This window comes from Arthrobacter sp. LAPM80 (assembly GCF_046736435.1).
Classification (GTDB): Bacteria; Actinomycetota; Actinomycetes; order Actinomycetales; family Micrococcaceae; genus Specibacter.
Map to the genome: position 1 here is coordinate 483644 of NZ_JBCHVD010000001.1, position 19019 is coordinate 502662.

General features: G+C 63.6%; 23 protein-coding genes. 22 read left to right on the forward strand and 1 reads right to left on the reverse strand.

Going from position 1 to position 19019, the window contains the following annotated elements:
* Positions 1-102: 102 nt before the first annotated feature.
* Together AAGW05_RS02165 and AAGW05_RS02170 are read left to right on the forward strand one after the other, a co-directional pair.
* A complete protein-coding gene (locus AAGW05_RS02165; RefSeq protein WP_411802809.1) occupies positions 103-1494 on the forward strand; it encodes an ammonium transporter in 1392 nt (463 codons plus the stop codon).
* Positions 1491-1829: a P-II family nitrogen regulator gene (locus AAGW05_RS02170; RefSeq protein ID WP_411802810.1), complete on the forward strand. Its 339-nt coding sequence runs from the start codon at positions 1491-1493 to the stop codon at positions 1827-1829. Before AAGW05_RS02165 ends, AAGW05_RS02170 begins: the two co-directional genes overlap by 4 nt.
* A 35-nt stretch (positions 1830-1864) precedes the next feature.
* Here AAGW05_RS02170 and AAGW05_RS02175 read toward each other — a convergent pair whose 3' ends face one another.
* Positions 1865-3349 carry a glucose-6-phosphate dehydrogenase gene (locus AAGW05_RS02175; RefSeq protein ID WP_411802811.1) on the reverse strand — a complete coding sequence of 495 codons (1485 nt, stop codon included), beginning with the start codon at positions 3347-3349 and terminating at the stop codon, positions 1865-1867.
* A gap of 308 nt (positions 3350-3657) precedes the next feature.
* Between AAGW05_RS02175 and ffh the strand changes: the two genes are divergently transcribed.
* The 20 genes from ffh to dprA all read left to right on the forward strand — a co-directional run bounded on the left by ffh (position 3658) and on the right by dprA (position 18964).
* Positions 3658-5214, forward strand: a complete 1557-nt coding sequence (ffh, locus tag AAGW05_RS02180) for a signal recognition particle protein (RefSeq protein WP_411802812.1) — start codon at positions 3658-3660, stop codon at positions 5212-5214.
* 342 nt (positions 5215-5556) lie between these two features.
* On the forward strand, positions 5557-6180 hold the full coding sequence (locus tag AAGW05_RS02185) for an ABC transporter substrate-binding protein (RefSeq protein ID WP_411802813.1): 624 nt from the start codon (positions 5557-5559) through the stop codon (positions 6178-6180).
* 69 nt (positions 6181-6249) lie between these two features.
* Positions 6250-6555 (forward strand): hypothetical protein, encoded by a 306-nt coding sequence (locus AAGW05_RS02190; RefSeq protein WP_411802814.1) that lies wholly within the window; start codon positions 6250-6252, stop codon positions 6553-6555.
* Between the two features lie 84 nt (positions 6556-6639).
* Positions 6640-6963, forward strand: coding sequence for an oligopeptide/dipeptide ABC transporter ATP-binding protein (locus AAGW05_RS02195; protein WP_411802815.1), 324 nt, complete (start codon positions 6640-6642; stop codon positions 6961-6963).
* 58 nt (positions 6964-7021) lie between these two features.
* A complete protein-coding gene (locus AAGW05_RS02200) occupies positions 7022-7762 on the forward strand; it encodes an alpha/beta fold hydrolase (protein ID WP_411802816.1) in 741 nt (246 codons plus the stop codon).
* A gap of 25 nt (positions 7763-7787) precedes the next feature.
* A complete protein-coding gene (locus AAGW05_RS02205) occupies positions 7788-8333 on the forward strand; it encodes a GNAT family N-acetyltransferase (RefSeq protein ID WP_411802817.1) in 546 nt (181 codons plus the stop codon).
* A gap of 82 nt (positions 8334-8415) precedes the next feature.
* Entirely contained in the window at positions 8416-9300 is an 885-nt protein-coding gene (locus AAGW05_RS02210) for a VOC family protein (protein WP_411802818.1), read from the forward strand.
* A 59-nt stretch (positions 9301-9359) separates the two neighbouring features.
* On the forward strand, positions 9360-9812 hold the full coding sequence (locus AAGW05_RS02215; RefSeq protein WP_411802819.1) for a hypothetical protein: 453 nt from the start codon (positions 9360-9362) through the stop codon (positions 9810-9812).
* 301 nt (positions 9813-10113) lie between these two features.
* Positions 10114-10521: a 30S ribosomal protein S16 gene (gene rpsP / locus AAGW05_RS02220; RefSeq protein WP_411802820.1), complete on the forward strand. Its 408-nt coding sequence runs from the start codon at positions 10114-10116 to the stop codon at positions 10519-10521.
* A gap of 1 nt (position 10522) precedes the next feature.
* Entirely contained in the window at positions 10523-10765 is a 243-nt protein-coding gene (locus AAGW05_RS02225) for an RNA-binding protein (RefSeq protein WP_026555249.1), read from the forward strand.
* A 141-nt stretch (positions 10766-10906) separates the two neighbouring features.
* The gene (gene rimM, locus AAGW05_RS02230) at positions 10907-11476 is read left to right on the forward strand and encodes a ribosome maturation factor RimM (protein WP_411802821.1); all 570 of its coding nucleotides are present in this window, start codon (positions 10907-10909) and stop codon (positions 11474-11476) included.
* Complete coding sequence (trmD, locus tag AAGW05_RS02235; protein WP_411802822.1) at positions 11476-12273, forward strand: tRNA (guanosine(37)-N1)-methyltransferase TrmD; 798 nt, start codon at positions 11476-11478, stop codon at positions 12271-12273. The genes rimM and trmD overlap by 1 nt, the downstream gene beginning before the upstream one ends.
* 251 nt (positions 12274-12524) lie before the next feature.
* On the forward strand, positions 12525-12884 hold the full coding sequence (rplS, locus tag AAGW05_RS02240; protein WP_411802823.1) for a 50S ribosomal protein L19: 360 nt from the start codon (positions 12525-12527) through the stop codon (positions 12882-12884).
* Positions 12885-12899: 15 nt separating this feature from the next.
* Positions 12900-13550, forward strand: coding sequence for a signal peptidase I (gene lepB / locus AAGW05_RS02245; RefSeq protein ID WP_411802824.1), 651 nt, complete (start codon positions 12900-12902; stop codon positions 13548-13550).
* An 89-nt stretch (positions 13551-13639) separates the two neighbouring features.
* Entirely contained in the window at positions 13640-14524 is an 885-nt protein-coding gene (lepB, locus tag AAGW05_RS02250; protein ID WP_411802825.1) for a signal peptidase I, read from the forward strand.
* Complete coding sequence (locus AAGW05_RS02255; RefSeq protein ID WP_411802826.1) at positions 14524-15198, forward strand: ribonuclease HII; 675 nt, start codon at positions 14524-14526, stop codon at positions 15196-15198. Before lepB (AAGW05_RS02250) ends, AAGW05_RS02255 begins: the two co-directional genes overlap by 1 nt.
* A gap of 92 nt (positions 15199-15290) precedes the next feature.
* Positions 15291-15623, forward strand: coding sequence for a DUF2469 domain-containing protein (locus AAGW05_RS02260; RefSeq protein ID WP_103467284.1), 333 nt, complete (start codon positions 15291-15293; stop codon positions 15621-15623).
* A 205-nt stretch (positions 15624-15828) separates the two neighbouring features.
* On the forward strand, positions 15829-16185 hold the full coding sequence (locus AAGW05_RS02265) for a YraN family protein (RefSeq protein ID WP_411802827.1): 357 nt from the start codon (positions 15829-15831) through the stop codon (positions 16183-16185).
* The gene (locus tag AAGW05_RS02270) at positions 16185-17738 is read left to right on the forward strand and encodes a YifB family Mg chelatase-like AAA ATPase (protein WP_411802828.1); all 1554 of its coding nucleotides are present in this window, start codon (positions 16185-16187) and stop codon (positions 17736-17738) included. Before AAGW05_RS02265 ends, AAGW05_RS02270 begins: the two co-directional genes overlap by 1 nt.
* Positions 17739-17758: 20 nt before the next feature.
* Complete coding sequence (gene dprA / locus AAGW05_RS02275; protein WP_411802829.1) at positions 17759-18964, forward strand: DNA-processing protein DprA; 1206 nt, start codon at positions 17759-17761, stop codon at positions 18962-18964.
* Positions 18965-19019: the final 55 nt, after the last annotated feature.

Below are 19019 nucleotides of genomic sequence, written 5' to 3' on the forward strand. Positions count from 1 at the left end.
CTGCGCAGCCGTGAAACACGCCGGTACCAGCATTGTAAGAGTCCAAAGTGCACAGCCCCAATGAAGCGGCGGCAGCAACTCTTGCAATGAAAGGCCAGCGCAATGAATTCTGGCGATACAGCTTGGGTCCTCATCTCGGCAGCCTTGGTGCTGCTGATGACTCCGGGACTGGCTTTCTTTTACGGCGGCATGACCCGTTCCAAGGGTGTGCTGAACATGATGATGATGAGCTTCGGGGCCATCGGAGTCGTCGGCGTCCTGTGGGTGCTGTTCGGTTATTCCGCGGCATTTGGCACCGACATCGGAGGCGGCCTGCTCGGCAACCCGCTCGAGAAATTGGGCCTGCAGGGCGTCCTTGACACGGGATCGGGGGCGCCCCTGGTGGGTTCCATTCCCGAGATCGTGTTTGTCGGATTCCAGGCAGCCTTTGCCATCATCACCGTCGCCTTGATCACCGGGTCCATCGCCGACAGGGCGAAATTCGGGGCGTGGATGGTCTTCGCCGCGGTCTGGGTCAGCCTTGTCTACTTCCCCGTGGCCCACTGGGTGTTCTCCTTCACCAAGGACGCCAACGGCAACAACACCGGCGGCTGGCTGGGCCAGGGGCTCGGCGTCATCGACTTCGCCGGCGGCACGGCGGTCCACATCAACGCAGGTGCCGCAGCACTGGCACTGGCACTGGTCCTTGGCAAGCGCAAGGGCTTCGGCAAGGACCCCAGCCACCGCCCGCACAACCTTCCCTTCGTGATGTTGGGAGCCGGCCTGCTCTGGTTCGGCTGGTTCGGATTCAACGCCGGTTCCGCCCTCGGGGCCAACGCGGTTGCAGGTTACGCCTGGATCAACACACTCGCCGCCCCCGCCGCGGCAATCCTCGGTTGGCTGCTGGTGGAAAGGCTGCGCGACGGCCACGCCACCTCGCTCGGGGCCGCATCGGGCGCCGTCGCAGGCCTTGTCGCCATCACCCCTGCGTGTTCCGCATTGACCCCGATGTGGTCAATGGGTCTTGGCCTGCTGGCCGGTCTCGTGTGCGCCCTTGCCGTGGGCCTGAAGTACCGTTTTGGCATCGACGACTCCCTGGATGTTGTCGGCGTCCACCTGGTGGGAGGAATTATCGGCACGGTATTCATCGGCCTGGCCGCCAACCCCAGTTCGCCCGCAGCAGGCCAGGGCCTGTTCTACGGCGGGGGGTTTGAACTTCTTGGCAAGCAGGCCATCGGCGCCGGCGCCGTGATGGTGTACTCGTTCATCGTGGCCTACGCCATAGCCTGGATCATCAACAAGACCATGGGCTTCCGGATCTCCAGCGAACACGAGGCCATCGGCATCGACGTCGCCATCCACGCGGAATCGGCCTACGATCTTGGCGGGCGCAGCTCCGGCAGTTTCCAGCCCCACATGGAGAAGCTGCCCAAGGCCTCCGGCAACAAGGCTGCTGCATCCTCGGAACCGGCAACTGCACAAGAGCCCATCAATGAAGAAAGGGTCGACGCATGAAACTCATCACCGCCATCATCAGGCCGGAACAACTCGACGACGTCCGCAACGCCCTAGAAAGCTACGGCGTCCAGGGCCTGACGGTCAGCAGCGCCCACGGCTACGGCCGCCAGCGCGGACATACCGAGATTTACCGCGGCGCCGAATACACGGTTGACCTCCATGCAAAGGTCCGCATCGAAGTCCTGGCCACGGATGAACAGGCCTGGGACCTCATGGATGTCATCGTCGCCAGCTCCAACACGGGCAGGGCCGGCGACGGAAAGGTCTGGATGGTCGAGGTGTTTGAGGCCGTCAGGGTCAGGACCGGCGAACGGGGTGTTTCCGCCATCTAACCCCCCAACGCCCCGTCATAGAGGGGATGGGCGGGTCAATCGTTGCTGGTGGTCCAGTTCGCCGGGCCATTAGAGCCCGCAGCGTATTCCTCCATGGGGATCTCACCGGACTTCCATGCGGCGAAGGCCGGTTCCACGATCCGCCAGCATTCCTCGGCGGTGTCGCCGCGGACCGACAGCAACGGGTCGGCGCTGAGTACGCCGTCGAGCACTTCACCGTACGGCAGGAGTGGATCGCTGGCCAGCTCGGCGCCAAGCTGCACGCGGTCAAGGGTGAACAAGTCGCCCGGCCCGTTGACGTCAAGGTCAAGGGACAGCGTCGCGGGCCCAAAGCCAATGTGCAGCCGGGTGGGTGAGTCGGTTCCCGTGAAGCCGACAGGCAGGTGGGGCACGGGCTTGAAGGTCACCACTGCCTCCTTGCGGGAACGGCCCAGGGCCTTGCCTGAGCGCAGGATGAAGGGGACTCCGGCCCAGCGCCAATTGTTGATGTACACCTCAACCTCGGCCAGCGTCTCGGTGTCGTTTGCCGGATCCACACCTGTCTCGTCCACGTAGGCGGGAACGGGGCGGTCGCCAATGGTGCCTGCGGTGTAGCGCGCGCGGCGGGAGTGATCGGCCAGGTCCTCTGACCCTCCGCGGCCAACCGTGCTGGCCCGCAGCACCGAGGCAATGTTGGCCCGTACGTCGTGCTCGTTCAACGTCGCAGGCGGTTCCATGGCCATGATCGCCATGATCTGCAACAGATGGCTTTGGATCATGTCGCGGCCGGCCCCGGCGTGGTCGTAGTACCTGGCACGGTTTTCAAGCGTCAACGGCTCGTCAAAGACAATCTCCACCTTTTCAATGTGCTCCCCGTTCCAGGAGTGCTCCAATAACCTGTTGGCAAAGCGAAGCCCCATGATGTTAAGGACTGTCGACTTACCCAGAAAGTGGTCGATGCGGTGGATGTGGTCCTCGGGCACGAGCTTGGCCAGCGTCGCGTTGAGCTTCGCGGCGGACTCGGTGCTTGAGCCAAAGGGTTTTTCCATCACCAGGCGGGTTCCGGCGGGTAGATCGCTCTTGACCAGGATTTCGCAGGCCTTCTGGCTGACGGCCGGCGGCAGGGCAAAGTACAAGGCGACGGGGCCTTGAACATTCTTGAGGAAACCGCCAAGGGCACCCTTGGCCGTGACATCCAGCTCCTGGTAGCTGCTGCCCTGCTGCACCCGCTGCAGTTCCTTGATCCCGTCCGCAGTGGACGCACCTTCGGAGGTGAGCGCGTCGGCAAAACTGTTCGTGAGCCGCTCCTGCCACTTCCCGGCGGTCCAGTCGTCGCTTCCTGCGCCCAGCAGGGTCAGCCCCGGCGCACGGCCCGAGGCAATCAGGCGGGCAACGCCGGGAAGCAGCAGCCTGCCGGTCAAATCGCCGGAAGCGCCCAAAATAACGAGGGTCTTGATCCGCCCGGCGGCGCCGGGAGAGGGGGCCGGGGACCCGGCGTCGTGCGTGGCAGGGGGACTGGCGGGGACTGAAGTGGGTTTCATCACGTCTTCAGCATGCCACCAAACATGTCGGATTTTCTGCACCCTTGCGCCCTCCGAGTGGTAATTTTGCTGCGTGCGGTCTCCTGCACGCGAATTGGCGAAGTTGGGCGGTGCGTGCTGCGAAGGAGCCGAGCAGTTGATACCCTTGATAGTTGAGTCCCTCAGGAAAGGGAGTGGGGCAGTGCCAAGCGCCTGTCCTGCCGGTCTCATCCTGATCAACGTAAATTGCCGCGTCCCCAGCGCGGCCCGGCCAACCTGCCGGGTCGCGTGGGCGTTGGTTAACCCCTGACGAAAGAAGTGCGCGGCGCGTGTTCAACTCCCTATCTGACCGGTTGACAGCAACTTTCAAGAACCTCCGTGGCAAGGGCCGGCTGAGCGAAGCCGACGTTGACGCCACGGTGCGCGAGATCCGTCGCGCCCTTTTGGACGCCGATGTTGCCGTGCCCGTGGTGCGTGCATTCACCGCGAAGGTCCGCGAGCGTGCCCTGGGTTCCGAGGTCAACGAGGCCCTGAACCCGGCCCAGCAGATCGTCAAGATCGTCAATGAGGAACTGGTCGCCATCCTCGGCGGCGAGACCCGGCGCATCAACCTTGCCAAGAACCCTCCCACCGTCATCATGCTGGCGGGTTTGCAGGGTGCGGGTAAGACCACCCTTGCCGGAAAGCTGTCCAAGTGGCTCAAGGGTCAGGGCCACAGCCCCCTGCTGGTTGCCGCGGATCTGCAGCGCCCCAACGCCGTCAAGCAGCTCCAGGTCAACGGTGAGCGCGCGGGGGTTCCCGTCTTCGCACCCCACCCCGGCGTCAGCAGCGAATTCGAATCGGCCACCGGCGATCCCGTGGCCGTCGCCCTGGCCGGTCTGGCCGAGGCCAAGTCCAAGCTGCACGACGTCGTCATCGTTGACACCGCGGGCCGCCTGGGCATCGACGCCGAACTGATGAAGCAGGCCGCGGACATCCGCGCCGCCATCAACCCCGACGAGGTCCTCTTCGTCATCGATGCCATGATCGGCCAGGACGCCGTCAACACGGCCCAGGCGTTCAACGAAGGCGTCAACTTCACAGGTGTCGTCCTGACCAAGCTCGACGGCGACGCCCGCGGTGGTGCCGCGCTTTCCGTTGCGTCGGTGACAGGCAAGCCCGTCATGTTCGCCTCCACGGGCGAGTCCCTCGACGACTTCGAACTGTTCCACCCTGACCGCATGGCCAGCCGCATCCTTGACATGGGCGACGTGCTCACACTCATCGAGCAGGCTGAAAAGAACTGGGACAAGGGCGAAGCCGAGCGCATGGCGCAGAAGTTCGCCGACCAGGAAGACTTCACGCTCGATGACTTCCTAGCCCAGATGCAGCAGATCCGCAAAATGGGCTCCATGAAGAAGATGCTCATGATGATGCCCGGCGCCGCAGGCATGCGCCAGCAGCTTGAGAACTTTGACGAGCGCGAGATCGACCGCGTTGAGGCGATCGTGCGCTCCATGACGCCGCACGAGCGTGTCGCCCCGAAGATCATCAACGGTTCCCGCCGTGCCCGCATTGCCAAGGGTTCCGGCGTCCACGTGTCCGAGGTGAACGGCCTGCTGGAGCGTTTTGGCCAGGCCCAGAAGATGATGAAGAAGCTCGCCCAGGGCGGTGGCATCCCTGGCATGCCCGGCGTTGCCGGCCCCGGCGGCTTCAACAGTGCACGCAAGGGCAAGCAGGGTGCCAAGAAGAAGGCCAGGTCCGGCAACCCGGCCAAGGCCGCACAGGAGAAGGCCAACGCGCCCCGCTCCCTGCCGACGGGTGCCTCCTTTGGCGCCGGTGCCGAGGACTTCGATCCCTCCAGCCTGAACCTGCCCAAGGGTTTTGAGAAGTTCCTGGGCAAGTAGAGGAAAAGCTGTAAACTGCAGGCAAATACTGTGCCGAGGCATTGATATGGACCCGTCGGGGATTCTCAAGGAGAACCCCCGACGGGTCCATACTGCAAATTTCGCGATCACTTGGGGGAGGGCGGAGACAGCGAGTCTTTCGGTTTCCAATATTTCGGACCTGCAGTAGCTGATGTAGCGGCCGCTGTACTGGTTCGGAGCTGATGGGAAGGCTGCCGTCAGCGATTCACTCAGCCTTGCGACCGAGCCCGTCTACAGCAACAGCGGCAAGACCATCACCTCGACCGACGTCCTGTTCTGGTTCACCATGGCCCAGGCTGAAAACGCAATTTTGCCGTCTCTGTGGCCGGGCAATTCCCCGACAACATTGTCTCGGCATATGCCCCCGATGCACAGACGGTGGTGTTCACTACAGGCAAGGCGTACAGCGAGCAGTGGATGCTGTACAACCAGCTGGGCCCGTCGAAGGCCCTTCCCACGTACCCGCTCTGGCAGGTTGTTGACGGGCCTTGGACGCTCAAGAGCTTCAATGCGGACGGACTCATCACCTTTGGTCCCAACGCCAAGTACTCAGACCCGGTGGAGGCGTCCCTGAAGGAATTCATTGAGGTTCCCTTTACCACTGACGCGGCCGAATTCAACGTCTTGGGAGGCGCCACAACCATCGATTTCGGCTACCTCCCAACACAGGGCTTGAGTGCGCCCGGGCCCACCGACACCACACCTGATCAGGCCGGTCCGAACCCGCTCAGTGCCACCTACGCCCTGGCGCCTTGGAACCTGTACGGCGCCAATTACTTCCCGATCAACTCCAACAACCCCACGGTTGGCCCGATCTTCAAGCCGTTGTACTTGCGCCAGGCATTGCAGTCCGTTGTTGACCAGCGGGGCACCCTGACCTCCGCGGCCACGAACCACGGTGTCGAGACCACCGGCCCGTGCCGCTATTCCCGGACAGCCCGCTGATCGCGTCCACGGAAAAGACCAATCCGTATTCGTTGCATATCGCAACGGCCACAAAATATCTGACAGACAATGGCTGGAGCGTCACGCCAGGCCGCAACGTGCACCAAACCGGGAACGGGTGCCGGTGAATGTGGGGTCGGTGTCACCTCGGGGCAGAAGCTGAGCTTCACCCTGCAGTATTCCAGTGGCAACCAAACCACCACCGAGCGAGGTCCGGCGGTGATGCAGGCCTACGAGAACGCCCTAGCCAAGGATGTGCCGGTGATTTGGCAGCCACATTACACGTACAGCCTGACCCGGGTAGCCAATGCGCTCAAGGGTGTCACGCCCCAGAGCCCGTATGGGAACCTCACACCCGAGGAATGGCACTACTGACATCCGTCGGAACCGGAAAATAACTGGGGACAGGTCGGTGGAGGAAATGAACTCCCGTAACGGCCGGCACGATCGAGCAGTGCCATGATCGTCTTCACCCTGCTGCTGACGGTGATTGTCGCCGTCCCCGTGGGCATCTACCAGGCCGTCCGCCGCAACAAGCCCTTTGACTACATCGCGACCGCCCTGTCGTTCATCTTTGATGCGGCGCCGTACCTGGGCAAGATGGTGAAGGTGGGCCCGGCCGCGGAAGTCTATGCCCACCCGCAACACCCCTACACGCGCGGGCTGATCGACACAGTGCCCATCCCCGATTCGGTCGCAGAGCGGGCGAAGGCCAAGCTGGGTGTGGCAGGCGAGCTGCCCTCCGCCATGAATCCGCCCAGCGGCTACAGCTTCCACGCCTGACACCGCCGCGGCAGGCGCCCATCGACGGTTTGTCAGGGTGATCCGGTAACCTGCTTCAATGACGAAAACCCGGATTGTGTTTGTCCACGGGCTCGACGGCTACGGGGCCGGAGCGTGGCCGCGCCAGCACCTGATGGCCGGGAACTATGACTGCCTTTTCCTCAAGCGGACAGGGTTCGACGCCGTCGAACCTCCCGTGCCCACCGACTTTGCCGCAGATGCGCGCATCGTGGTGGATGCGCTCGGCGACGGTGGCCACCTTGTGGCGCACGACCAGGGCGCCATCACCGCTGTCATGGCCGCGGTGGAAAGGCCCGAGCTCGTCAGGTCGCTGGTCCTGGTGGAGCCTTCCCTGTTGTCGCTGACGGCCGAACTGCCTGCGGCACTCGCGTATCGCGAACATCTCGAACCGCTTCACGCACGCAGCGCTTCGATGGGAGACGCCGCCTTTGCCGCCGAGTTCCGCCGGCTCACAGGTGCGCTGGCCGGGCCCAGCACCTCGTCCGCGGGCGTGGTGGGAATCCCTGCCAACACCGAGACCGCGGCCCGGGTCGCCGCACGCATCCACCTGCAGGCCCCGCCGTGGAAGGCGCCGCTGCACATCGTCCCCGGCGTGCCGACCCTCGTGATGACCGGCGGCTGGGAGCCCCTCTATGAGGAGATCGCCGACTACCTGGCAACCACCGGAGCCCGGCACGTGATTACCCGCGGCGGACACCGGCCGCAGGACACGCAGGAGGGTGCCGCCCTGATCACACAATTCATTGCCGACCACACAGTAAGCGGGCCCGCGGCCTGAGATGGCTCCGCACTACACTGGCTGCATGCTTGAAATCCGCCCCGCGGCGCTCAGTGAGTTTTCGCTTCTGCCCGAACTTGAGGCGGAGGCCGACCAGGCCTTCGGCGAACTCACCCCACCCATGGCCTACGGGGACTTTCCGCCGCCCGGAACGGCCGAAGACTACGCAGGTGCGTTCCACATCATGGTGGCAGGACGGCCCCCTGTTGGATTTGTGCGCCTGGAAATCGTGGATGGACAGGCGCACCTTGAACAGCTTGCCGTCAGCCCCGACCATGCGGGCCAGGGGATCGGGCGCGCCCTGGTTGCCGCGGCCAAGGCGTGGGCCCGTGAGGCCGGATTCGCAGCCATGACCCTCAGCACTTTTTCGAAGGTGCCCTTCAACGCCCCGTTTTATGCCAGTTGCGGGTTTGTCGAATTTCCGGCAGGGATGTGGGGGCCCGAACTGGCTGCGCTGCGCCGCAAGGAGGCGGCACTGGGTCTTGACGCCTTTGGCCCCCGCATCGCCATGCGGGTTGTTTTGCCTGCCGGCCCGGCTGTGCCATCAGAGCGCTTCCACACCCACGGGTGAGGAAATTGCCTTGCATGGAATAACTTGAAGCTTCAACTAGTTTGCTATGATGAACACCAACAACAACTCTTTTGGAGCAATCATGGCAACCACACCCGACCTTCTTCCCGGCGACCTGCAGATGGGCACCGTCATGCTCAAGGTTGGCAACATGGCCGTCATGGGCGACTACTACCACAAGGCACTTGGCCTTGACATTGTTGCCGAGGCCGACGGCGGCCAGTACCTCGGGCGCGGATCGACGCTGCTGGTGCACCTGCAGCCGGCCAAGGGCCTGACCCTGCCGGCCCGCGGCGAGGCCGGCCTCTTTCACACGGCACTGCTGTTCAAGGACCAGGCTGCCCTGGCTGCCACGGTGGCAAGCGCCGCCCAGTACCAGCCGCACGCGTTCGTCGGCAGCGCCGACCACCTCGTCTCCGAGGCCTTCTACTTCACCGATCCAGAGGGCAACGGCATTGAACTGTACTGGGACCGTCCCCGCGACGCATGGACGTGGGCCGACGGAACCGTCCACATGGACAATGTCGCCCTGCCGCCACAGCAGTACCTCAACCAGCACCTGAGCGAGGCGTCGGTGACAGGACAGCGCGAGGCGCTGGCCGCCGTCGGCCACGTCCACCTGCAGGTGGGCGATGTGGCAACCGCGGAGCAGTTCTATGTTGAAGCACTCGGCTTTGAGAAGACCGCAGGCTGGCACGGGCAGGCGCTCTTTGTTGCGGCCGGCGGCTACCACCACCACATGGCCATGAACGTTTGGAACAGCCGCGGCGCCGGTCCCCGCAAGGATACGCTCGGGCTGGGTGAGGTCAGCATTGCCCTGCCGGGTGCCGATGACCTGGGTGCGCTGGCCGAACGTTTGGCCGCCAAGCGCATCGCCGTCGCGAATGACGGCGCACACCTCACCTTCGAAGATCCGTGGAAGAACCGGATTCGCGTTAGTGTTGATGCCATGACGCCCGCGCAATAATGCAGCAGGGCACGCCCGGGGCGCCAGCGCCCCGGCACCTCAACTTGAAAGGCACATGCGTGGCCAATTACTCAGAGTTCTTCATCGCCGACCACCACCAGGCAGTTGCCCGCGCCAAGGCCCGCCAGGCCGGGAAGTCGCCCGCCATCGACGTGCCTGTCCTGCCGACACCCGGCCTGAGTGACTTTGAAATCGAAGTCCTCGGCGAGTTTGCCGTGAAGGCGGTCCACGCAACGGGCGTCGCAGCAGAGCTCAGCCTCGTCGACATTGAGCTCGATAACCTCTTCGCCGTACCCGACGCACTTCTTGAGGTCTTCGCCGAGCTCGACGCCCCTGAAGACCCCGAGGACGTTGTGGAGCTGGCTGCACAGTGGGCTGCTGCCGAGGAAATGGAGTCCACCCCCGAGGTGACCGAGCCGCTGCTGCGGGCACTGACGGCCATGGCAGTTGCCGCCGTCGCCGCCGCGGAGGGCAACGCCAAGATGGGCCTGTTCTTCTACTCGGCCGCGTGAATTTCATAAATGACACCGTTCGCGGTTTATGACACCCGTATACAGGGATCATTTCCCGCCAACGGTGTCATTTTCGCTGCGGCGGACCGGGAACGGGCGTCGCGTGGCGAACAACACGGGCAGCCCCTGACGTAACGCGTCGCACAATGCATTGTTAATCTGGCATAATGGACAGGTACTCGATCCACGTGGCCCCTCTCTCCGCGTGATGATCCTGTCCTTAGAATTCCGCAGATCGGCCCGCCCCACGGGAGCGTGAAACGGATTTCGCCCCTTTTTCGAACCAGGAGTAACCACAAAAGTGGCCGTAAAGATTCGCCTTAAGCGCTTTGGTAAAATGCGCGCACCGTTCTACCGCATCGTCGTCATGGACTCACACTCAAAGCGTGACGGCCGTGCCATCGAGGAGATCGGCAAGTACCACCCGACCGAGCAGCCTTCCTTCATCGAGGTCGACACCGACCGTGCGCAGTACTGGCTCTCAGTCGGCGCACAGCCGTCCGAGCCCGTAGCCAAGATCCTGCGCATCACCGGTGACTGGCAGAAGTTCAAGGGCATCAAGGGCGCCGAAGGCACCTTGAAGACCAAGGCTCCCAAGGTTGCCTTCGTCGCTCCCGAAGCCAAGAACGTCGTTGTCAAGGAAGCCATCACCAAGAAGGCCAAGAAGGCCGACGCTGATGAGGCTGCCGAGAGCACCGAGGCCGAGTAACTTGTTGGCTGAAGCGCTGGAGCACCTAGTCCGCGGGATTGTTGACTCTCCCGAGGACGTCAAGGTGAGCGTCAAGAACAACCGCCGCGGGGAATCCCTCGAAGTGCGCGTTCATCAAGACGATCTTGGCCGGGTTATTGGCCGTCAGGGCCGCACCGCCCGTGCATTGCGCACAGTGGTGGCAGCCTTGGCCAACGGCGAACCGGTCCGTGTTGACGTAGTCGACACCGACCGCCGCCGCTAACCTGAGCCGAGAAGCTTTGCGCCGCCCCCGGGTGGACGAAGTTAGTTTTCAGCAGTAAAGCCACATGTTTGGCCCCGGCACCATAATGGTGACGGGGCCAAACTTTTTCCCTTATTTTTTAGCAAGTACCTAGGAGTACCCATGCAGGTTCAGGTTGCCCGGATTGGCAAGCCCCACGGCATCAAGGGCGAAGTGACAGTGCTTGTCCTCACCGACGCCCCCGATTCCCGGTTCGCCGTTGGCGCACAGTTCGAGGCGGAGCCCAAGAAACTGGGCACGTTGACCATCAAGAGCTCGCGCTGGAACAAGGACATCCTTCTGCTCGGCTTCGAGGGCACCAATACCCGCAACGATGCCGAACTGCTGCGTGGCGCCATCTTGTTCTTCGAATCGGACGACGACGAGGACGACGACGCTTGGTACGAACACGAGCTGCTGGGCCTTGAGGTCCGGGTCGGCGCAACGAAGGTCGGCAAGGTCGCCGGGCTGCGCACCCAGGCCGTCCAGGACCTGCTCATCATTGAAGACAACGACGGCGACGAGGTCCTGGTGCCCTTCGTCGACGAGATCGTCCCCGAGGTCAACCTCGAAGCGGGATATGTTCTGCTGACCCCTCCCGCGGGCCTGTTTAGCGTGAACAAGGAAGCCGGCGAGAACGACGAATCGGGTGAGGCGGCGTTCCTCCCCGGCGCGGAAGGAACGCCCGAATAATGCGTTTTGACGTCGTCAGCATTTTTCCCGAATACCTTGCACCCCTTGACCTGAGCCTGATCGGCAAGGCCCGCACCGAGGGTCTGCTCGAGCTCGCAGTACATGACTTGCGCTCCTACACCCAGGACCGTCACCGAACCGTGGATGACACCCCCTACGGTGGCGGCGCCGGCATGGTCATGAAGCCCGAACCCTGGGCCCAGTCGTTGACGGACATCGCGGCAGCCAGCCCCGTGGCCGAAGGCTCAAGACCAACCCTGATCGTGCCGTCACCGGCAGGTGAGGTGTTCAACCAGAGCCTTGCCTACGAGCTGGCAGAGGAAGAACACCTTGTCTTTGCCTGCGGCCGCTACGAAGGCATTGACGAGCGCGTGCTCGAATGGGCTGCCGACAGCTACATAGTCCGCCCCGTCAGCCTTGGCGACTACGTCCTGAATGGCGGTGAGGTTGCCGTGCTGGCCATGGTTGAAGCCATCGGCCGCCTGATCCCGGGCGTCGTGGGCAACCCGGAATCTCTCATTGAGGAATCCCATTCGGACGGTCTGCTGGAGTACCCCGTGTACACGAAGCCTTCCAGCTGGCGTGAGCGCGACGTTCCCGACGTCCTGCTCAGCGGCAACCACGGCAAGATTGCCAAGTTCCGCAAGGAACTCCAGCTGCGCCGCACTGCCCAGCGCCGCCCCGACCTGATCGACATCCTCGACGTCTCCAACTTCAGCAAGACAGAGAAGAACGTCCTCTGGGAACTGGGCTACGCCGTCGTCAATGGCCGTGCAGTGCGCCGCGAGGACTCCTAGCGGCGTTGCATCCACGGGTCTGATCCGTGACATGCGATTGGTCTCTCGGCATTGAGTGTGGCAAAATGTATAGATGTGCCTACTGGGCTCGTTCCTGCCACAGGGGGAACGTCAGTCAACAGAGCGGCACACCGGTGATCCGTCCAAGGAATCCGGTCCAATTCTTTCGATCTACGTGACTGGCCCCGTGCCGTCCATGGCGATCGTGACACAAAGTAAATGACCTGTGGCGTTTACCTGGAGTGAGAAAAATGCATCTTCTCGATTCTGTCGACGCAGCCAGCCTGCGCACCGACATCCCCGCCTTCCGTGCCGGCGACACCCTCAACGTTCACGTGAACATCATTGAAGGTTCACGTTCACGTGTCCAGGTTTTCAAGGGCTTCGTCCTTGGCCGCCAGGGCGATGGCATCCGCGAGACCTTCACGGTCCGCAAGGTCTCCTTCGGCGTCGGCGTAGAGCGTACCTTCCCGGTACACTCCCCGGTCCTGGACAAGATCGAAGTTGTCACCAAGGGTGACGTTCGCCGCGCCAAGCTGTACTACATGCGCAACCTGCGCGGCAAGGCTGCAAAGATCAAGGAAAAGCGCGACAACCTTCCCACCAAGTAATTCGGGAAACGCACTTTGACCCAAGCGAAACGCCAGTCCAGGAAACTGGGCTGGCGTTTTGTTGTTTTTGCAGTCGCCCTCGTTTTCCTGAGCCTTGCGCTGGTGCGCAACGTCTGGGTTGATGTCTATTACATCCCTTCGGAATCAATGGAGCCGCTGCTTCTGACAGGCGACCGCGTCCTGGTTTCACGCATGGCCTTTGCCGGCCACCCCATCGAGCGCGGGGACGTGGTGGTCTTTGACGGCCGTGGCTCCTTCACGCCCTTGAAGTCGGGCTCAGGTCCCCTCGCGGACGGCGTCGTGGGTGCTGCGCAATGGCTGGGCCTGGCCCCCAACAACAACGTGTACGTCAAGCGCGTCCTCGGTGTTGCCGGCGACACGGTCAAATGCTGTTCAGCCGACGGTCTGCTGGAAATCAACGGGGTAGCCGTCAGCGAGGGTTATCTGTATCCCGGCGATGAACCCAGCGCGTTGAAGTTCGAGGTGACAGTCCCGCAGGGTAAATTGTGGCTTATGGGAGATCACCGAAGCGTTTCACTGGACTCGCGCTCTCTGCTGGGCATGCCCGGCGGCGGACTGATCTCCACCGCGAGGGTCATTGGCTCCCCGATTGCGAATGTGTGGCCGCTGGGGCGGATTCATCCGATCGACACCGCGTTGCCCTAGCAGGACGGCGACGGCCGCACCGCCCAAGCACCGGCCCGGTGCACACGAGAATTCTTTGAGACTGAACTTTGCTAAGGAAACAGACGTTGATGCAAGAAAACGTTCCGGAGGATGCCGAAGGCGCGGACAGCCACGGCGACGCGCAGGACACCCCCGACGATCAGGTCCACCAGCACCCGCGTGCCCGGCATTTGACGCCCGGCCACCATGATAAGAACGACGGCGTTCCCGACGACGGCGGCACGGCCACCGCGCGCTTCGGCCGGCAGGCGTGGGCCTGGGGCAAGGAATTGCTCACCATCATTGTTATTGCCGTTGTCCTGTCCTTTTTGATCAAGACCTTCTTGTTCCGCGCGTTTTACATCCCGTCGGGGTCCATGGAAAACACCCTGCAGATCCAGGACAGGGTGTTCGTGAACCTGCTCGTGCCCGAGCCGTTCGCACTCAAGCGCGGAGACGTCGTCGTCTTCAAGGACACCCTGGGATGGCTGAAGCCCGAAACCACGAACGGCGGCCCGATTGGCTGGGTGGGCGAGGTGGCCACGTTCATCGGCCTGGCACCTGACAGCTCCCAGCAGCACCTGATCAAGAGGGTCATCGGCATGCCCGGCGACAGGGTTATCTGTTGCGACGCCAAAGGAAAGCTGACCATCAACGGCCAGGCGATCACCGAGCCGTATTTGTATCCCGGGGCAGCGCCGTCGGATACAGATTTTGCCGTCACAGTTCCCGAAGGCCACCTGTGGGTCATGGGCGACCACCGCAACAACTCCCAGGATTCCAGGTACCACGAGTCCTTCAATGGCACAGGCTTCGTGCCGATCTCTGCCGTTGAAGGTAGGGCCGTTGTCATTGCGTGGCCTTTGACAAGGTGGGGCGTCCTGGGGAACTACCCCAACGTGTTCGCTGACGTCCCGGCGCCGAAGACCTCCGTCAGCGTCGGTTCGCCCAAGCACGTCCCGGCAGGCAAGTAGTGGCCGCCGCGGCACCCACCCTTGACTGGGAACGCGAACTGGCGGCACAGGGCTACGCCGTGGTTGCCGGCTGTGATGAAGTGGGCAGGGGTTCCCTGGCCGGTCCCGTGAGTGTCGGCGTGGTGATCATCCGCCCCGGAACGGCTGTGGAACTGCCCGGCGTGAAGGACAGCAAGCTGCTACGCCCCGCCGTTCGTGAAGCGCTTGTTCCCGCGATTGAGGACTGGGCCGAAGCGAGCGCCGTCGGGCATGCCGCCGCCCACGAAATTGATGCGCTGGGTCTGGTCGCCGCTCTCCGGTTGGCCGGAACGCGGGCCATGGCGCAGGCCGTGGCAACCGTGGCCCCTGACTTCGTGATTTTGGACGGCAACCAGGACTGGCTCTGCGAACCTGTGCAGGCCGGCCTGGACCTGTTTACGCTCGCACCTCCGCAGGCGCCGCCCGCGCCGTGGCGCATTGAAACCCGCATCAAGGCCGACATGACCTGCCTGTCGGTTGCGGCCGCGAGCGTGCTGGCGAAGGTTGCACGCGACGGAATCATGACGGGCCTCGACGGACAGTTCCCGGCCTTCGGCTGGGCTTCGAACATGGGATATGGCACAGCCGCGCACCGTGCAGCCATCCTGGAATGCGGCGCCACGGACTACCACCGCAAGACCTGGCGGCTCGTCTAGCCTCGGTGGCAGGCACATTTTTCACCCGCCCGGCGGCGCCTTAGCGCCCGCGCCGTTGGGTAAGTGGGTCCCATGTGATGGATGATGGAAGCATGAGTGCCGAAGATCTCGAAAACTACGAAACCGACATGGAGCTGCAGCTTTACCGCGAATACCGTGATGTGGTGAATCTTTTCAGCTACGTCGTGGAAACCGAACGGCGCTTCTATCTGGCCAATCACGTCGATTTGCAGGCGCGATCGGCAGACGGCGAGGTCTACTTCGACCTGACCCTGCAGGATGCATGGGTCTGGGACGTGTACAGGACGGCCCGATTTGTGAAAAACGTGCGCGTCATTACGTTCAAAGACGTCAACGTTGAAGAACTCATCAAGTCCGATGACCTGCAGATCCCCAAGGACGGCGAACTCGGCCCCCTGGGCTGAGCCAGCGCCGTCCACGGCGATGACAACTAAACACAAGGACGACGGCGGAACTTCGGTTTCGCGGTCGTCCTTGTGTTGCGCCGCGCCCCGGCCGTGCGTGCCGTTGTTCCCCCACAGCCGGGACAGGCCCTGAGGCTGTCCACAATCGGTGCAGGGCGCCTTTCGTGCCGCCCCGTTGCCAGCCATGCTGGCAGTGGAGGCAGTCATGAGAGCAAAAGATGCATTGGGCCACCACGGCGAACGGGTCGCGGCCGACTACTTAGAAGACCGCGGCATCCGGGTCATCGACAGCAACTGGCGCTGCGCCAGCGGGGAGATAGACCTTGTGGCGCTCGACGGGGACGAGCTTGTTATTGTTGAGGTCAAGACGCGCAGCTCCCGCCGCTACGGCGATCCGCTTGAGGCGTTGACCCGGGCAAAGCTGGCCCGGCTGCGCACGCTGGCCGTGCTGTGGGCCCGGGAACACCAGAGGGTCATTGGCCCGTTGCGGATCGACGCCGTCGGCATCATCCTTGACCGCCATGCAGAGCCGAGCGTTGACCACCTCAAGGGCGTGGCCTGATGGGGATGGGCCGGGCCCTGGCCGTGGCATTGGTGGGCCTGAACGGCCACATCGTCGAGGTCGAGGCTGACATCGGCCAAACGCTGCCAAACTTCATCCTGCTTGGCCTCCCCGACGCATCGCTGCAGGAGGCCCGGGACAGGATCCGCTCGGCCGCGCAAAACTCAGGGATCCCGCTGAGCAGGCGGAAGATCACCGTGAACCTGGTTCCGGCATCGCTGCCGAAGAAGGGTTCGGGATTTGACCTGGCCATCGTCATGGCGGCGCTGAACGCCGCAGGGAACGTCCGGCACACCGGCGGAACAGTATTCATTGCGGAGCTCGGACTCGACGGGCGGCTGCGGCCTGTACGCGGCGTGCTGCCTGCCGTGCTTGCCGCGTTGTCGGCCGGGTACACCGAATTTGTCGTTGCTGCCGCGAACCTGGCAGAGGCGCAGCTGGTGAAGGGAGCCAAGGTGCGCGGTTACGACTGCCTGGCAGAAGTGGCGATTGACTTTGACGCCGACCCCTCGGGGCTGCAGGGCATCGAAGGAGGCTGGGAGCCGGCTCAAGGGGCCGCCGAAACCAGCGCCGCAATGCCCGGTAGACAGGCGGCTGTTGACCTGTCGGATGTTGCCGGCCAGCCGGTGGCAAGGCTGGCCCTTGAGATAGCGGCGGCCGGTGGACACCACCTGATGATGGTGGGGCCGCCGGGCTCCGGCAAAACCATGCTGGCCGAGCGGTTGCCCGGGCTCCTGCCCGACTTGAACGACGCCGAAGCCATGGAGGTCACTGCCATCCATTCCCTGGACCACAGGGGTGCAGGCGTCGCAAAATTGATGCGCCGCCCACCCTATGAACGTCCCCACCACTCGGCCAGCACGGCGGCCATCATTGGCGGCGGAAGCGGTATACCCCGGCCCGGGGCGGCCACGCGTGCCCATCGTGGCGTCTTATTCCTCGATGAGGCGCCGGAGTTCGACAAACGCACCCTCGACGCCCTCAGGCAGCCCCTGGAGAGCGGGGAGCTGGTGCTGCACAGGTCTGCAGGGACAGCCTCCTACCCGGCACGCTTCCAGCTGGTCATGGCCGCTAACCCCTGCCCGTGCGGCAAGGCGACAGGGAAGGGCCTGAACTGCGAATGCACGCCCATGGCGCGCAGGCGCTACTTTGGCAGGCTGTCAGGCCCGCTGCTGGACAGGGTGGACATCCAGTTGCAGGTCACCAAGGTGCAGTTGTCCCAATTAGCTGACACCGGCCCGCGTGAATCAACGGCCCAGGTGGCCACCAGGGTGCAGTTGGCCCGCGACATTGCCGGCGAACGGTTAAAACCGTGGGGGCTTGTTCACAACGCGGACCTGGGCGGCAGGATCCTGCGCGGCCAGCTCCGGCTGGGCGGACACGACACCGCGCTGTTAGACAAGGCCATGGGATTGGGGGTGCTCAGCGCCCGCGGCTACGACAGAGTTCTCCGCCTCGCCTGGACTGTGGCCGACCTGCAGGGACATGACCACCCGGGCAGCGACGACGTCGGACTGGCCCTGACGCTGCGGCAACGCGGCGAAGGGATGTGAAGGCAATGGAAGGGGAAGAAATGAGACGTGGACATAATTTCGCGGGCAACGGACTGCGGGTGGCCCGGGCGGCGCTGACCCGGCTGATGGAACCGTCGGACATGCCGGGGCTGGCGCTGATAGCGGCTTTGGGACCGGAGGGGGCGGTGTCATTCATTGAAGGTAACGACACATCAAACGCCGTGATTGAACGGCAGGTGACAGAGGTCCTCAACGCGGCGGGCATCGAACGGTGGGCCGGCCTGGCTGAGGTGCTGGGGCGTTGGCGGCCGCGCTTGGACGACGCAGCCCCCGAACGTGACCTGGAGACAGTGAAGAGACTGGGTGGGGGCCTGCTGGTCCCCGAGGATGACCACTGGCCGCACGCTCTTGATGACCTTCAGCTGGGGGCGCCCATCGCCTTGTGGTGCAGGGGTTCCCACCCGTGGATTCCGGACCAGTCACGGTGCATCGCCGTCGTCGGTTCCCGGGACAGCACCAGCTACGGGGCAAATGTGACCCTTGAAATCGCCGCGTCGTTGGTTCAAAGGGAATTCACCGTGGTCAGTGGCGGAGCCTACGGCATCGATGCGTACGCACACCGTGGCGCACTCGGTGCTGCCCTTGACGGCTCACTTGCGCCCACGATCGCCGTCATGGCAGGGGGTGTCGATCGCTTCTACCCTTCAGGGAATGAGGACCTCCTGCGATCCATTGTGGATCGGGGGCTCGTGGTGGCAGAGGTTCCGCCGGGCACCAACCCGACGCGCTACAGGTTCTTGCAACGCAACCGCCTCATCGCCGCGTTGTGTTCAGTGACGGTCGTGGTCGAGGCCAGGTGGCGCTCGGGGGCGCTCAACACGGCCCACCATGCAGAAACATTGAGCAGGGTCGTGGGGGCCGTGCCCGGCTCGGTGTATTCGGCAAACTCCGCAGGCTGCCACAGGCTGTTGAGGGAGGGCTCGGCCGTCTGCGTGAGCGACGCTGCCGACATTGCCGAACTGGCGGGAGCCATGGGGGAGTTCTTGGCCACAGAACCCGAGTCCACGGCAGCGCTCCATGATGGGCTGTCCACCTCCGACCTTCTGCTGGTGGACGCGCTGCCGCTGCACTGCGCCACAAGCGTGGAAAAGCTGAGCGTTGTCGCCGGGCTCAGCGCGCCAACGGTTATGGCGGGACTGGGCAGGCTGGAAGCCCTCGGTCTCGCCGAACGGCTGGCCGGGGGATGGAAGCGAAAGCCCCAATAGAACTCTGACCGCTTGTAGTGGCAGTATCTACACTCTGACCGGAGACGCAGACCAG